General features: G+C 32.4%; 11 protein-coding genes. 3 read left to right on the top strand and 8 right to left on the bottom strand.

Features of this window, described 5'->3' with window-relative positions; all coding sequences use genetic code 11:
* Positions 1-84 precede the first annotated feature (84 nt).
* Positions 85-2100 carry an ATP-binding protein gene (locus CVS81_RS03025; protein WP_107965044.1) on the top strand — a complete coding sequence of 672 codons (2016 nt, stop codon included), beginning with the start codon at positions 85-87 and terminating at the stop codon, positions 2098-2100.
* A 180-nt stretch (positions 2101-2280) separates the two neighbouring features.
* On the opposite strand, the gene CVS81_RS03030 is transcribed toward CVS81_RS03025, so the two are convergent.
* From CVS81_RS03030 to CVS81_RS03045, 4 genes are all read right to left on the bottom strand, one after another.
* Positions 2281-2565, bottom strand: coding sequence for a helix-turn-helix domain-containing protein (locus CVS81_RS03030; RefSeq protein ID WP_103641932.1), 285 nt, complete (start codon positions 2563-2565; stop codon positions 2281-2283).
* A complete protein-coding gene (locus CVS81_RS03035) occupies positions 2562-2891 on the bottom strand; it encodes a type II toxin-antitoxin system RelE/ParE family toxin (protein ID WP_103616518.1) in 330 nt (109 codons plus the stop codon). The genes CVS81_RS03030 and CVS81_RS03035 overlap by 4 nt, the downstream gene beginning before the upstream one ends.
* 359 nt (positions 2892-3250) lie before the next feature.
* Positions 3251-4450, bottom strand: coding sequence for an ATP-binding protein (locus CVS81_RS03040; RefSeq protein WP_107965045.1), 1200 nt, complete (start codon positions 4448-4450; stop codon positions 3251-3253).
* Between the two features lie 136 nt (positions 4451-4586).
* The gene (locus CVS81_RS03045; protein WP_107965046.1) at positions 4587-6728 is read right to left on the bottom strand and encodes a tyrosine-type recombinase/integrase; all 2142 of its coding nucleotides are present in this window, start codon (positions 6726-6728) and stop codon (positions 4587-4589) included.
* A 574-nt stretch (positions 6729-7302) separates the two neighbouring features.
* On the opposite strand from CVS81_RS03045, the gene CVS81_RS03050 reads away from it, so the two are divergent.
* Positions 7303-8724, top strand: coding sequence for a hypothetical protein (locus tag CVS81_RS03050; protein ID WP_107965047.1), 1422 nt, complete (start codon positions 7303-7305; stop codon positions 8722-8724).
* Positions 8725-8822: 98 nt separating this feature from the next.
* On the opposite strand, the gene CVS81_RS03055 is transcribed toward CVS81_RS03050, so the two are convergent.
* The 4 genes from CVS81_RS03055 to CVS81_RS03065 form a co-directional block, all read right to left on the bottom strand.
* A complete protein-coding gene (locus CVS81_RS03055; RefSeq protein ID WP_107965048.1) occupies positions 8823-11738 on the bottom strand; it encodes a tetratricopeptide repeat protein in 2916 nt (971 codons plus the stop codon).
* A gap of 688 nt (positions 11739-12426) precedes the next feature.
* The gene (locus tag CVS81_RS10180) at positions 12427-12537 is read right to left on the bottom strand and encodes a hypothetical protein (RefSeq protein ID WP_234399510.1); all 111 of its coding nucleotides are present in this window, start codon (positions 12535-12537) and stop codon (positions 12427-12429) included.
* Complete coding sequence (locus CVS81_RS03060; RefSeq protein ID WP_234399511.1) at positions 12486-12743, bottom strand: type II toxin-antitoxin system RelE/ParE family toxin; 258 nt, start codon at positions 12741-12743, stop codon at positions 12486-12488. Before CVS81_RS03060 ends, CVS81_RS10180 begins: the two co-directional genes overlap by 52 nt.
* Positions 12736-12999, bottom strand: coding sequence for a type II toxin-antitoxin system prevent-host-death family antitoxin (locus CVS81_RS03065; RefSeq protein ID WP_107965049.1), 264 nt, complete (start codon positions 12997-12999; stop codon positions 12736-12738). Before CVS81_RS03065 ends, CVS81_RS03060 begins: the two co-directional genes overlap by 8 nt.
* Positions 13000-13200: 201 nt before the next feature.
* Between CVS81_RS03065 and CVS81_RS03070 the strand changes: the two genes are divergently transcribed.
* A partial coding sequence (locus CVS81_RS03070) for a hypothetical protein (protein ID WP_159070955.1) occupies positions 13201-16316 on the top strand: 3116 nt, incomplete at its 3' end.

Raw genomic sequence — 16316 nt, forward strand, 5'->3', positions numbered from 1 at the left:
TTCTCAAATTTTTATAATTATGGACATAAAAATGTCTTTTATGCCGAGTAAAATAGCTTCAAACAAAAACAAAAGGAACTTGTCGTGGAAAAAGAGATTTTTTACGTAGATAGCGAGATATATGAGCTTGCAACACTTTGGACACTTCGTGCTATTTTTGATCTCGGAGGAGAAAGAGAATTGCTAAGAAGCGGATGTGACGATGTTTTAGAGTTTTTGGGTATCGAGTCAAAAGAGCCCAAAAAAGAAGAGATCCAAAATCTTAAAAACAAACTTGAAATTCTTGAAAAAAGTCAAATTTCATGTGAGATAAAAGATCTTGAACACAACCTAAATTTACTTCAAGCAAATTTAGGTCTAAATAGTGCCGAGAGAGATATTTTGAGATTTGTTGCGATCATGTACAACTACGAAGTGATATCTAATGCTTGCAGTTTACTAGGAGATCTAAACAACATACAAGCCACAAAAGCCATCTCAAAGATACTAAATTTACGTTTCGGCGATGTTCAAAAAGCCTTTAGAAAAGATGGAATCTTTGCCAAGACTTCGATTATAAAGCTAGAAAATAATGTGCATAACCTAAAATTTAAAATCGATGTCATAAACAATAACTTTATGTGTGATTTGTTTGTTAAATGCGAAAGCATGGACGAGATATTTGAAAGCTCGATAAAGCCATGTAGCAAGACAAATTTGACCACAAAAAACTACCCACACATAAAAGAAGATGTGAAAATCTTACTTTCGTTTTTAAAAAGTGCCGTTAGTAAAAAACAAAAAGGAGTAAATGTACTCTTATATGGCTCAGCAGGAACTGGTAAAACCGAGCTTAGCAAAGTGATAGCTAGTGAGCTAAATTTGAAGCTTTATGAAGTAGCTTATGATGACGGAGATGGATATGCAAATGAGCATCAAAGGATAAGATCGTATTGTCTTGCACAAAATGTATTATCCGCTGGATCAAATTTACTCATGTATGACGAAGCAGAGGATATATTTAACACAAATAATGACGAAAAAAGACAGTATGGTAAAGCCTTTATAAATAGATCTCTTGAGACTAATGAGTTGCCTACTATTTGGATAACAAATAATATCCTTGACATGGATGAAGCTGTGGTTAGAAGGTTTAACCTAGCCATAGAGATAGGCATACCAACTGAAGATGTAAGAGCAAAGATCATAAAAAAATATAGTGAAAATTTGATAGACAATAAGCTCATAAAAAAGCTGGCCAAAAATGACTTTATAGCTCCAGCACTAATCAGCAATGCGAGCGTAGTAGTCTCAAATTTAAACACAAAGGACAAAAATAAAGCCTTTGAGCGAGTAATAAACAACACTTTAAAAGCACAAGGTTACGAGGAGATAAGAGATTACAATCCAAGAGATGATCTGCCAAGTAGCTACGATCCAAATTTTGTAAACTCAGACTGCGATCTAAACGAGCTAATGCAAGGCATAAAAATAAGCAAAAATGCTAGAATTTGTCTTTATGGTGTGCCTGGAACTGGCAAAAGTGCTTACGCTAAATTTATCGCTAAAAGTCTAAAAAAGCCGATCATCATCAAAAAAGGAAGCGATCTTTTATCTATGTTTGTAGGATGGACTGAGAAAAATATAGCACTAGCCTTCAAAGAAGCCAAAGAAAAACATGCTGTGCTAGTCTTTGACGAAGTAGATAGCTTTTTGCAAGATAGAGGCATGGCTACAAGAAGCTGGGAAGTAACCCAAGTGAATGAGATGCTAGTACAGATGGAGAGCTTTGATGGTATCTTTATCGCTACGACGAATTTGATCGATAATCTAGATAAAGCTTGTCTTAGAAGATTTGATCTAAAGCTTGAGTTTGGATATTTACTACCAGAGCAAGCGCAAAATTTGTTTAAAAAAGAGTGCACACTACTAAAAGTCAAATTTGACGAAAACGCAGCCAAAAAGGTTTCAAATTTAGGCTTGCTAACGCCTGGAGACTTTGCCAGTGTTAGAAGACAAGCTAAATTTAGACCTATAAAAAATGGCGACGACTTTTGCTATAGACTTGAGCTTGAAGTCGCACTAAAAAATGAAGCAAAGAGTGTCAAAATAGGTTTTTAGGGATGATTCCTAACGAGGTGTTTTTGTCTGATCTGTCAGACAAAAAGTATCCTCGCCCAGACGGAATAAAAGATAGCTTTTTGATAGATGATATCATATGTATGCGAATAGTGAGCTGGTTATGGATTGCGTTTTTATTCTATATTGATCCATTTGAGATATATGATAAAACCTTAAAAACTATTGCACAAAATTTACATCCAGCCTATATCCCGCAGCATTTGCATAGGCATTTAAAGTAGAGATTGTTGGGGAAATTTTAGAGTTTAGGCTCTCTAATCTTGAGATGTTGCTTTTACTAGTATTCATTCTACTAGCTATCTCCTCTTGAGTTAGATTTGCAGCTTTCCTGATCTTTATAAGTTTTAACTTTAAATCAAATTCAACTTCAAGTCTATCGTATTCTTTTTTTACTTCATCTTTTTCTAATGCTTTTGCTTTAAAATCTTCAAATGTTGGTCTCATTTTATCTCCTTTGCTCTTTGCATAATAATCTTCATATCTTTTTTAGGGATAGCGTCTGATTTTTTAATGAGCGTATGTAAAATCACTATTTCTCTATTTATGACATTTACAAAGACACTTCTTGCAATACCTTCTTTACCTTTTGCTCTAAACTCGAATAGTCCATCACCAAGAGGTGCGCTATGAGGTCTGCCCAAATTTGGTCCAACCTCCCTAGCCATTTCAAGTATGCGAAGTAAATTAGCAAGTATCGTATCTGGCAAAGACAGTGTCTCGTCTTCAACGCTCTTATCATAAAATGTGATTTTCCATAATTGCTCTTTCATACCGGCTATATTATCATATTTGATAACTTATTGTCAAATATGATAACTTTTTAAGAACACTCACCCTTCCCCCTCCTTGATCAAATTTTACCTCTTCAACTAGATCCTTTAGAATTTTTGAAGTTACGGCTTATCGTAAGTGCTCATAGTAGTCTTGTTAGATTTAATATCATAATTACAAGCTATAATAATTTTTATTTTAAAAACACTAATACCGGCTTTTTCCTCATTAAATCATTTTTTCAAATCTTTTGAAATTTTAGACACTATTTCCGATTTTGTGTTGTATATTCTAAAAAGATATAATCCCCACCCTTTAGACAATGTTCTATTTGGCTTATCTTACACGTATATAAACCCTAATACAAAAACCCAAACAGCCATAATGGTATCTTGCTTCCGACACCAACTTCAATATCATCTGCTGCTATAAAAGAATTTGGCATATCTTTTATCTGCTCAAAGCTCTTTTTTGCTCCACCTATTTCAAAGATAAATTTATTACCAACCATAAAGTCGCCACCTTTGCCTGAGTAAATTTCAGTGATATTTCCAAGCTGATTGGCAAAGAACGTCTCTCTCACATTTCCTATATCAGGGCTGTTTATATACATTAAATTTGTATTTTCAAGGTAAATTTTATCCGCCTTATCCATATTTTTTATAGCTAGCTCGTTTTTCATTAAAAGCCTTATAAGCCCGGCACTATCAAGCATAGCAAGATACTCTTTTAGCGTCCTATCATCCCTTATATCAACAAGTGATTTTAGGTTTGAGTAGTTTGGCTGGTATGGGACGTTTGTGCTTATGGCATGAGTTAAGATCTTTAGCTTTCTTGCTGTGTTGCCGTTTAAATTTGGATATATACTTAAAAGATCACTATCTATCGTAGCTTCTATGCTTTGTCTTAGAGTCTGATAAAAGGCAGTATCATTTGGCATATCGTTATAGTACGGGTAGTAACCCGCCTTTAGATACTCTCTAAAAAGCTTAATGACGGCTAGCTCTTTTTGTTTTAAGGCGTTAATGATGTCAATAGCTATCTCCTGATGATTTGTAAGTAAATTTGTAAGCTCAATAGCTTCTAAATTTATACCATACCTTAGCCCTAGATACTCCCTAAAACTCATTCCACTCATCTTATATACGATTGCTCTTCTGCTTAGATCATGAGAGCTTTTTAACACTTCAAGAGCAGATGAACCAGTAGCTACTATATTTAACTCTTTAAAGTTATCATAGGCAAATTTTAATACAGCAGATATATCTTTGCTCTTATGAATTTCATCCAGATATAGATGTTTTCCGCCATTTAGCACAAACTCTCTTATGATCGAGGTTATATCATTTGATATCTCTATGTCATCTAAACTTAGGTAAAGACTGTCTTTGTTTTTACTAGCTAGCTGAGCTAGTGTAGTTGTTTTGCCTATTCCTCTTTGCCCAAGGATAACGATAAGTCTATGAGATAAGTCCTTGGAGTCTATAAAATATCTTTTAAATTTATGATTGTTTAACCTTATAAGGTCATTGCTCTTTAAAAAAAGTTGATCTAACATAGTTTATCCCTGAATTATGTAATATAATACAATTATATCATAAAAATATATGTGATAGACTACAAATATGGTTGATCTTAAAAGCCTAAACGCTTCTTTATTGTAAATGGCTATATACATTTACAATAAAAAGCACTCACTCTTCCCATCCTTGATCAAATTTTACCTCTTCAACTAGATCCTTTAGAATTTTTGGAGTTACTGGTTCGCCATAAGTGTTCATGGTGATCTTGTATTGTTGTTCATGCCCTACAAGAGCAGCTATATGTTCAACCATTTGGCCACTTTGGATGAGTTTGTTTATGAAAGTGTGTCTAAATGAGTGGAATGTCCTTGTTTTATCATTATCTTTTATAACTTTAGTATTTATCTTTTTTCTAAAATACTCAGAGAAGTCTTTATTGTCACAATTAAATAGTCTAACTGCTTTGCCACATTGCTTAGCTAGCTTCTTTTTATTCTCTACAAATTCAAACAGCCCAATGCTACTTAGCTTAGAGTGGATAGGAACTATCCTTGCAGAGTTTCTGGTCTTTAAAGTCTTGCTCTTACCTGTTTTTACATCTACTTTTGTATTTAAACTAAAGCATACTATGTTATATTTTTCGACTATGTCATCCGTGTTTAACTGTATTATCTCATTTAGCCTCATGCCAGAGTAAGCTGCTATATGAGTAACGAAAAATAGCTCATCTTTGCTAATTCTTTGACTTTTAGTATCACTACTTGATCTAATCTTACTAACAATATCCAAAAGTGCGTTTACGTCACTATCTTCATAAGGGTTTTTATTTGTAACATCATCTTGGTTTAAATTTATTTGTAGGTCCACAGCAGGGTTCTTATCTATATATTCGCTATCGTAGCAGTATTTAAAAAACTCACTAACTCTAACAATATACTTCTTGATGGTTGATTTAGAAATTTTTGGTCTATCTTTTGCCAAAGCTATGATCTCATCTAGGCTTTTATCTTTATAGAGACTATTTTGAGAGAGTTTGGTTGGTAGTTGCAGTAAGATATTTCTAAAATTTAGCAAGTCATCTCTTTTTATTTTTTTGATATCTAGCTCATCGCCAAATTTCATAGACATTAGCCGTCCTACATGTCTAACAAGGCCAAATGTGCTATCACTCCAGTTGTTTGAAATGCTTGTGTTTGATACATAGTTTTCAAAAGCGCTCTTTAGCGTGACCGTGTCAGCTTTTATTTCGTTTTTAGCAGTTGAGCCTAGCTGTGATATAAAGCTTTTAGCTCTATTTGAGAATAGCTTTTGAAAGAAATTTATAGCTTCATTAAAAGTCATGTTACTAGCATCACTTGTATCATCTATCACAAGATCTTTAGCCCCAATGTCACTTAAAACTATGCCTTTATCTTCATATTTATCTGCCTTATATAGCTTTACCTGACCACCAAAGGTAGGATCATTTAAATTTCCATATCCAAATTTGAGATCATCGCTTAGCTCATTATCTCCATCTGGTGATAGCTCACAACCAAATATTCTTAGGATATCGTTTTGTGTGAGTGCTCCCTTTTGCCTAGCTAGCTCATTTATGGCATCTCTTAGCTCACTAACAGAGTGCTTTAAGGACTTTTTAGTGAAAGGCAGCACCAAATCCTGCTTTTTTAAAGTCTCTATGTCGTCTTGATAGCTATCTATGTTAGCCTCTTTAACACCTTTTGCTATCTTGTCTTTAGTATTATCATCTAAATTTGCACTATTGTGTTTTTTACCAAGTGGTACAAATGTCTGTTGCTTATCATTTAGTAGCTTTTGGTTTTTGCACATCTTATATGATATGTGATTTATGTTATCTATCGTTGTCTCAAGCACTCTTTTGCCAAGAAGCTTTTTGGTGTGAGAGTCAGTGCAAGATAGCTTTTTGCAGATATCATCAACCTCTTTTGATATTATGCTAGGCAAGCTATCTTCTTTTAAACTCTGTTTTAAAAACAAATTTAGTGATAGTAGTCCATCTAAATTTATATATCTGCCAAGTATATCATGCTCTTTGATACTTTTGGCCTCCTTGGCTTTTAAAAGCAAAAGCACCAGGTGCTCTATAAGTTCGCTGCTCAAATTCATCTTCCGTGCCTTTTTGATCGCGTTAAAAATTATAGAGTAGATCTTAGCACGATTTTTTGCTGTATCAAAGCGTTTTGTGAGGAAGGAGGTTATGTATTCGGTTTTATTACCAAAATAAGGCCTCAAATATAGTGGGATGGCTACTCTAAAGTAGTATATGCCATTTCGTTTGACTAGATATTGCATCTTTGTTGCCTATGCAATATAACTTTGTAGCAAAATGTAGCAGATACCTGGTGTGAAACTGGCTTTGTACCGTCTTTTTGGTGCTTATATAAGGTTTATTTTTAAACCCTCATAAGCCGGAGGTCGGGAGTTCAAGTCTCCCCCGTGACACCAAAACACACTATTTTAGGCACTAGCAGTGATGCTTTTGTTCTTTCCCTTTCTTTAAAATTTCCTTTAAGAGTGGAACACTTAGTTACTAAAGTGGGACAGTCTCTTAAAAATTCCAATGATTATAGAGTCATCGCCCTTTTAATACAATAAAAATTCATTTTTTAAAAATTTTTACTTGAAACTTTTATCCTAAACCCCTATGAATACTTACTTTTAGCTTGCATCCTTTCATTATTCTTAATTTATTCTTTTTTTAATTATGAATTTTTTTACAAAATTTTGCATTTCTAGCTACGATTTTTTTCAAAATTGGTGTAATTACTATAAATACTTTTCAAAAGGATAAAAATGAAAAAATTTTCATTAATAGTAACTAGCACCGCTAGAACGAAAGAATGTTTATATAATGAGGTGATTTGCCATGGCTAATGCATATACAATAAATGATCACAACCTAGTTATAAACGTAAGGTCGGATTTTTTAACATATGGTAGAGCTATAGGTAGATTTGCACACGCGTGCCGTGAGAAAAATCAAACTGAGCATATAAAGTATCTCAACAAGAATCCAGTCACTATTAATCGCTACAAGCTACTAAGCGAGTTTAATGGCAATGGCAATATGAGAGATGCTAACAGCAAAGATGATGAACTACATAATATGGCTTTTGTAAAGAAATTACTTAAAGGCTTTCAGGATAGCTTTAAAGAAGACTATGGCAAGCAATCCTACACGCAAAAACGACAAGGTAAAGATATAGTTATACGTAGAACTTGGCGTAAGGATATGGCTGGTTTTTGTGAAGTCATCATCACATTTGGTACAGATAGGCAGAAAGAGCCAAAAGAAGGGCTAAACGACGAAGAGTCGAAATTTATAAATGAAAACATATGCATGGATAGAGTAATGAGATTTATAAACGCATACTGCGCGAAGTATGGCGCAAAGTGTCTGCTTGTGGCTGAGCATAATGACGAAAAGACCAAGCACTATCACATCATCTTTACAAACTACAACTTTGAGAAGCATGCAAATTTGAGATTTAGCGGCAGGTCAAAAACAGCAAAATTTGGCCAAGAGCTACAAGATATGGGAGCGGAGGCATTTGAAGGTCAGGTACTTCGTGGCAAGCCAAGTAAAAATAGACACAAGAATTTAACCCAAATGCATCAAACAGCAATTGAATATAATAGCGAGAAAGAGTTAAAGAGCAAGATTAGAGAGCAGGTAATTAGTATGGCAAAAAAATATATAAAGCCAGAATACAAGTTTTTAAGAGAAGAGATCAACTATTTTAAAATGGAAGCTAATAGTGAAAAAGCCTTTTTAGCAGAATTTACAAATTTAGTTTATGAACAAATGCAAGAAAGCATAACCATCACATCTGATGAGCAGCTAAAAGAAAAGGTAGAACTTCTTGCTGAGCAAGTAACAGAACAAAGCAAGATCATAGAGGAAGATAAAAAGAAAAGCATAGAAGTCTTAAAAGAAAAAGAACAGCTAGAAAAAGAGCTAGATAGTTTAAGAGAGACCCAAGCTGAGCAAGACAAAGAGATAATGCTTCTTAAAAATAGAGTAAAAGCACATGCCAATCAGCAATCAAAGATAGATGAACAAAATGCATTGATAAAGAGTAAGGGTAGAGAAAATCAATCTCTAACACGTAAAACCGAAAGTTTGCAAAGTGAAAATACCGAGCTAAGAGACCTTAATGACAAAAGCTTAGGTCTTTTAATAGAAATAGCAAGCACCAATCCTGAGCTAAAAGATATGATAGTAAATGAGATGCCAGAGCTAAGAGGTAAATTTACAAAAGATGATGCTGGGATAGAGATGGGGTAGAGTAATTTTTATGAAATTAGTACCAATGAAAAATTAAGAGGGCTTGTTTTTTATAAATGTGCTTAATGAATCTAGCCAGGCAAGTGCCTAGCTAGTAGTTATTCTGAGATAAGTTTTTCTCTGATGATAGCAATTTCTTTTTTTATGGTTTCTTTCATATTAGCATCATCACTATATTTACCACTGTATAATGTTCCTACTGTTTCTATTATTTCAAGTGCTTTTTCATAATATTCAATAGCTCTACCATAATCTCCAAGACTATCATAAGATTCTCCCAGGTTGCTATAATAAAAAGTAATATCTGGATCATTTTCTCCTAATATATTTATCCTAATTTCAAGTGCTTTTTTATAATATTCAATAGCCCTATTATAATCACTAAGACCATTATAGGCTGCACCTAAATTATTATAATAGTCAGCAATATCTGGGTGACTTTCACCTAGCGTATTTATTCTGATTTCAAGTACTTTTTCATAATATTCAATAGCTTTACCATAATCTTCAAGACCGTAATAAATTTCCCCCAAAACATCATAAGAGTCAGCAACATCTAAATGATCGTTACCTAGTGTATTTATTCTGATTTCAAGTGCTTTTTCATGATACTCAATAGCTTTATTATAATCTCCAAGACCATGATAAATTTCCCCTAAAATAACATATGATCTAATAATATTTCGGTGATTTTTATTTTCACCTAGTGTATTTATTCTGATTTCAAGTGCTTTTTCATGATACTCAATAGCTTTATTATAATCTCCAAGACCATCGTAAGATATACCTAAATTATTATAAGAGTCAGCAACATCTGGATGATTTTCACCTAATGTATTTATTCTGATTTCAAGTGCTTTTTCATGATACTCAATAGCTTTATTATAATCTCCAAGACTATTATAGGCTACACCTAAATTATTATAAGAATTAACAACACCTAAATGATCATCACCTAGTGTATTTATTCTGATTTCAAGTGCTTTTTCATGATACTCAATAGCTTTATTATAATCTCCAAGACCATCGTAAGATATACCTAAATTATTATAAGAGTCAGCAACATCTGGATGATCGCCGCCTAGTGTATTTATTCTGATTTCAAGTGCTTTTTCATGATACTCAATAGCTTTATTATAATCTCCAAGACTATTATAAACCGTACCTAAATTATTATAATAGCTAGCAACATCTAGATGATTTTCGCCTAGTGTATTTATCCCGATTTCAAGTGCTTTTTCATGATACTCAATAGCTTTATTATAATCTCCAAGACCATCGTAAGATATACCTAAATTATTATAAAGTTCTGGTTGATTTTCACCTAGTGCATTTATCCTAATTTCAAGTGCTTTTTCATGATACTCAATAGCTTTATTATAATCTCCAATATCCCTATAAGATACGCCTAAAATATTTAAAATCTCTGCCTTTTTATAGTCAAGATCTTTATCTAATAGCCCCAAGAGCATATCTTTAAAAATAAACAACATTCTACATTCACTATAAATATCTAACTTCTCTAAAAGCCAATCTATAGCTTTTTCTACACCTTCTAATTTTTCTTTATGAGCAAATGCTTCCTGTATTAAAGCAGCTTGAGTGCTTGAAGCAGTTTTTATACTAAGGTCTTTTAGCTTATCTTCATAATAACATACCATAGTCTCATGAGCCCTAGCTTTTAACTCGGCATTTAGTTGATTTTGTAAACACTCTTTCATAAGTCTTTGTATTGTATAGTGTTTACTATTATCTTCTGATGATATAAAAGAAAATTTAGCCAGTTCATCTATCTTGGTTGCAGGATAGCCTGTTGAAAATTTACTAACCATAAGTTCAAAAATTTCCCTATTAAAATAACTTGTTATAGACAAAAGTTCTAGCGTAGCAAGCTCGCTTCTATCCAAGTATCTAATAAGTCGCTCTGTTATCTCAGCCTGTTTTATATCCCTAAAGTCCTCTTTACATTTATCTTTTTCCCATATCTCTACACATACATCAAGATAAAATGGTACGCCACAACTACATTTTATAATTCGCTCTTGAATATCAGGATCAGTTATACCGCAATGGTTTAAAAAACTCTTGCAATCATCATCACTTAGCTCTTCTAGTCTGTGCTGTTCTAAAACTTCTTCCCAATCACTATCAGCTAACTCCCAAATAAGTTTTTCACGACCATTAATGACAAATAAAACATTTTTGTTTTGTTCTATAAAATCTCTTATCCACTCATCTTGCTTTAGTTTTTCAGCGTCTGTAGGTTGAGTTTTACATAAAAGCTCATAAGTATCAAAGAAGATGGAGACTTTTTTGTTAGGATTTTCTTTTTTAAAATTTGCTAAATCATAGGCAAAAAATCTAGGAAGCTCCTGTTCTATATTGCATACCTCTTGATTTTCTAGTTTAAATAACTCATTTTTTATATTATCATCCAAGAAAAAGTTAGAATAGTTTTTATACGCATATGCAACTATTTTAGTCGTTATCCCTGCTATAGAACCAACACTCTCACTTAGAAATTCTATAATCCCTGATAATATGTCGCCCTCTTCTGCAAAAGGCAAGGTGTGTTTTTTTAATTCTAAATTCGGATTTAATTTCTTTAAATATATGATATAGGCCAATGAAAATATTGTAAATTTGATACCAAAATTCTTATGAAATCTATCCGAAATAAGCCTATAAAAAACATCTTTTGAAATCATGTTTTTTGAAAAGTCTGTTTGAAAATCAATATATGAGTAAACTACCTGTTCTTTTAAGCTATCATCCTTTTTAACCATATCACATAGATGTTCTCTAAGACTTGTTTTGCCAATACCACCCATACCATAAAAAGCTAAGACTTTATATGTGTTTTTCTCTTTGCCATCTTTGTCTTTACTAATTTCATTTATGTGGGCTATTGACTTTCTAAAAGCATCTTTTGGCTTAATTCTATCTGTAAATATACGCTCTGCCCTTGGTTTTTGTTCTGATCCTAGTGGGTTATATTTAGAACCTATTGCCATGAGATATCCTTTTTGTAAAAAAATATTGCAAAATTATATCAGAAATTTCACTTTTAAAATTTCTAAATTTTTTCACTTTTACATCAAATTAAGACATGCAAAACTTAAGTAAGAACTATGTAAAGTATGGGATAAATCATTCATAAGTTATATAAATAGATTTCGATAATAAACTATTGCTCATATCAACTTTATTGAGTGCATATGTATAAGTTATCTTTGTAAATTCTTAAATAATAGAAGTAAATGCCTTAAACAAAAACTTAGACCTTTTATCAACAAAAGTAATCTTTAATGGATAAAGTTTTGTTTAAGTTGTATTTTTGTAAATAAAAATTTTGCCCGTCTGGCTAAGACCTTACAGCAAGCTCAACCTGAGCTTGCTAAGTAAGTTTATCAACATGCTAAAAATGTTGATAAATATGCTAGAAACTGGCATTAAATTTTCTTGGATTATAACAAATAAATTTATAATGTAACATACTGCATGTGATGTAATGTGCAGTACATGATGTCACGTCAAGTATGTGATGTCACATGCAGCACTTGATGTAATGTATAGTACATGATGTAACATGCAGTAGGTGACGTCATGTATAGTATGTGATGTTATGTATATTTCGTAGATGAGAGAGCATTAGGATTAGTGGATATTTATTTTTAGATAGATATTATTGAAGTTATATGTCTAAAAAGCGCTTGGTGTGTATCTAATAGTGATGATTATAATAGCCTTATCTTTTTCATTTACCCTATAAATAACTGTATAGTTTTTAACAAATAGCTGTCTATAGCCCATATTGGCATATCTGCCAACTTTTCTAATAGCACCACTCTAATAGCACCACGATTTGGCATCTCATCTAGACTAAGGATAGCGTTTTTGATAGCCTCTAATGTAGAGTTTGCAGCACCTGGTGAGAGCAAAGACATTGCGATATATTTATAAATCGCCTCAAGTTCTTCATAAGCTTGTGGTGAGATAAGGACTTTATATTTATTCAAGATACTTATCTTTTAAACTAGCAAAAACATCTTTTGCTTCTAGCATCTTTGTATCTGCTGTTATTCTAGTTTCAGACGATGTGATAGCGCTATCTATATCGGCTGTGGCTACTAGCTTATCATATGTCTTTATACTCATCACAACCAAGTCTCCATAGCCATTTTTAGTGACAAACACTGGCTCATCCTTGCTATTGCATAGCTGTGAAATTTCATTTGTGTTTCTAAGCTCTTTTATTGGTAATATTTGAGGCATATGCTATTTCCTTTTAATAATATGACATGATTATAGCATAATTATGATATAAATTTAGATGGCTTGTCTAACTAACTTGGCAAACTAAAAAATATAAGCCCAAGTATTAAACATTTCCTACCTTCCTTTATCCCATAATAAATTAATAATATTATAAATACAATCACAATAAAATATTAAAAACAGTAGTGGTGGCTTAATATGCAAAACAACGAAATAAAAATAACCTACTCTTGCGAAGAGACATTAAAAAAGATGAAAGAGTATATGGCTGATGCAAAATGTGTAACTCTTTATACGTCTAGCTTGAATTCACTCACATCGTACTCTAACGGCATAGCTAATGAGATCATATCTAATCTAATATTTTCTAAGAAGAGAGATAAAAAAGATGTATCGATCGTATCTGACTTTTATATAGATAAAGAGAGCTTTACTGATAGTAAGCTAAATAGAATAAGAGAATTTGAATATAGAGATATACCAGTAAAGATCGTCCATAAAAAAAGTGCGGTTGATAAGTTTTTTGCAAATTTAAAAGAGAAGATAAGCCCCATAAAAAGCAAAGCAAGATATGAAGCTGAACTTGAAGCTGCTCAGGATGAGCACGAGAGAAATTTGCTAAAAAACATGGGTGAAACAAAGACAGAAGCTATAAGCTTTTATGATATGTTTGAGGTCATAGTATCCAACTATGATGACGCCAAAGATATCGTAAAAGAGTGCCTAAATACATTAAAAAATGATCTACTAAGCGATGCTAGCTTTTTGATATCTAGCGAAGGACTAGATGGAGCTAAATTTGAAAAAAGCATTGAAGAGTGCTTTAGAGAGTTAGATAAGAATTTAAGCGAGTTAAATAAAGAAAGTGGAGAGTTTTTACTCAAACAAATATTTCTTTTTATATTAAGCATAGTTGATCTAAGTGACCCAAAGGCTGCACTCAAAAAGGCAAACGGATGCTTTTTGTTCTATGAGCTTAGTAAATTAACCTACAAGATGGTTGAGCATCAAAGCAATAGATCTCTTTATGGTGTAACCTTACCTATCCTTAGCTTTTTCACATCTAGATTTGCTTCTATTATAAATACTCTAAATATAAACTCAAGTTGCAATGTATTAGTATTTAAACAAGATAAATCCTCTAACTCTGGCTTTTTTATAGACTTTACCCACCTAAATTTAGACTATATCTACTTTAGAGACGACAATAACCTAAATGAGGTTAATTGCAACGCAGATGAGGGATATAGTGTATTTGGTCATTTAGATGATCTATCGGTATTTGATCACACTAAGAATGTTTGCTCTTATGATATAGTAAATAAAAACTTAGGCTTTGGCTCTAGTGATGATACGCTCTTTAAAAGACTAAAGGATCAAATAAAAGGACTAAATGCAAATTTAAATTTTATCTGTGCTTCAAATTTCAACTCTATAAAACTAGCCAATCTAATAGCAAACAAGTCCGATAAAAATGGCACCTCTACAAACGATGAGATGAACAGCAAAGATTTTTCAAATTTAAATAAAAACTATGTAATCCTCTCAAACTCACCTTTTAGATCAAGTGCAGGTCTTAGAGAAGAAGTAATAAGTAAATGCCTAGATCAAGTGATAGAAGACGAGCTAAATAGACCCAATAAATCCAACCTTGTAAAACAAAAATTCACCGATATAAAGACCCTAAGTCCTATTAAGGATTACAGCCAGTACAGCATAAACATCAATAAAGAAAACAATAGATCAACTCTTGTTTTAAATTTATCTCCATTTGCAAGGATAGATAAAAAATATATAGACAACATAGAGCAAAAAAGGGAAGAATTTAAAGAGATCGCCTATCAAGATGACACCAACTATCTTGATAACTACACCAAATACGAAGAGTTATTTAAGACAAATTTCTCTCACGTAAATGCTTATGCTAAGCAGCCAAATGATATGGAGAAGATCAAAAAAAGCGAAGAAGAGTATATGAAAAAGGTAACTCTCTCTTTTAAAGCAGTATTTGATAAGGTAAATGAAAACGCCTTAAACAGAAGAGAGGCTGAAGCATATAACAATAGTAATATCTCAAGCCAACTTATAGATGATATAAAAAATGGCTCATCAACCGCTGATGAGTACTACTCACAAATGCAACGTATAATACAAACCCTTCCAAAACGCTACTCTTTCATAGAGGCACTATCTCTTGGAGTGGCTTACTTTATAATGACTAAAAGCTATTCAAAAAAAATGATAAAGAAAAGCATTCAAGATGGTGATGAATATATAGTAATAGAAGATGATGAGATAAAAGCCCTACACTCAAACTCTATAATAAGAGTTTTTGATAGAGATTTAAAGCTATTTTTCTACAAAGACTCAGTAAAAAATAGTGGTCTAAAAAGTGGTGAGTATCTATGTATAGAAGAAATTTCTAAATATATGGATGGAGTAAATAACAAGGATGTAGTTAGTGTTGAAGAGCTTTTAGCAGAAAATGAAGTTGGTAAAAATGCAGATATCAAAGACCCTTTACAAAAAGATCTAATGAAGCTTCTTATAGAACAAGCTGACAAGATAGATGAGAACTATAAAAAAGATGAAGCTACTATAAAAGAGGCTATAGCTGCTAAGAATAAAAACACTCTAAAAGAAGCTATAAATTTAAAAGATATAGCATATAGCAATGATAGAGATATAAATAAAGAGGTAACCTCATTATTAGTAAAAACTACTATAGAAGAGGTGTTTCCACTAGCAAAATTTGTTGGCGAAGATGGCATATCTAAGATATATGAATCACTTGGTTCTTATATATTTAATAAAGACGCAAAGGCACTAAGAGAAACATTTCTTGATGAGCTTGGGGTATTAAATTTAGTAAAAAACCTACTTGGTGCAAGAAAGACTAAAGAGATAGATAGATATATCTTACTAATAACCAGTCTAAAAACTACAAGCGTAGTTTTACAACATTCAAAGCTTAATCTAATCATTCAAGCTTCAAATGCTTTTAGGCTTCATATGGCAATGGAGTATTATAAACTAAGTATAACTTATACAGAGATCACAACATATACCTTTATGAGATATACTCATAGGTTTAGCTATACAGATTTTCAAGAGATAAAGAGACTAATAAAAGATTATGCAGGATCATTAGGTAAGAGCATAGGTGCTTCTATGGTTAGTGGCGCATTAGAACTTTGGAAAACATCCTATGAAAAACTAGAAGAGAACTACAACGAAATAATGCACACAAGATATACATATAAATTTAATGAAGCTTACGCATTAAATAATATCTCATATAAACCTATGTCTAT

The sequence above is a fragment of the Campylobacter concisus genome (assembly GCF_003049065.1).
In the GTDB taxonomy this organism is placed as follows: domain Bacteria; phylum Campylobacterota; class Campylobacteria; order Campylobacterales; family Campylobacteraceae; genus Campylobacter_A; species Campylobacter_A concisus_BE.

What these genes read in the sequence shown, in the direction of transcription:
- CVS81_RS03030 (WP_103641932.1), bottom strand. Translation starts at nt 2,565, where the DNA reads ATGAGACCAACATTTGAAGATTTTAAAGCAAAAGCATTAGAAAAAGAT.
- CVS81_RS03035 (WP_103616518.1), bottom strand. Translation starts at nt 2,891, where the DNA reads ATGAAAGAGCAATTATGGAAAATCACATTTTATGATAAGAGCGTTGAA.
- CVS81_RS03040 (WP_107965045.1), bottom strand. Translation starts at nt 4,450, where the DNA reads ATGTTAGATCAACTTTTTTTAAAGAGCAATGACCTTATAAGGTTAAAC.
- CVS81_RS03045 (WP_107965046.1), bottom strand. Translation starts at nt 6,728, where the DNA reads ATGCAATATCTAGTCAAACGAAATGGCATATACTACTTTAGAGTAGCC.
- CVS81_RS03050 (WP_107965047.1), top strand. Translation starts at nt 7,303, where the DNA reads ATGGCTAATGCATATACAATAAATGATCACAACCTAGTTATAAACGTA.
- CVS81_RS03055 (WP_107965048.1), bottom strand. Translation starts at nt 11,738, where the DNA reads ATGGCAATAGGTTCTAAATATAACCCACTAGGATCAGAACAAAAACCA.
- CVS81_RS10180 (WP_234399510.1), bottom strand. Translation starts at nt 12,537, where the DNA reads ATGGGCTATAGACAGCTATTTGTTAAAAACTATACAGTTATTTATAGG.
- CVS81_RS03065 (WP_107965049.1), bottom strand. Translation starts at nt 12,999, where the DNA reads ATGCCTCAAATATTACCAATAAAAGAGCTTAGAAACACAAATGAAATT.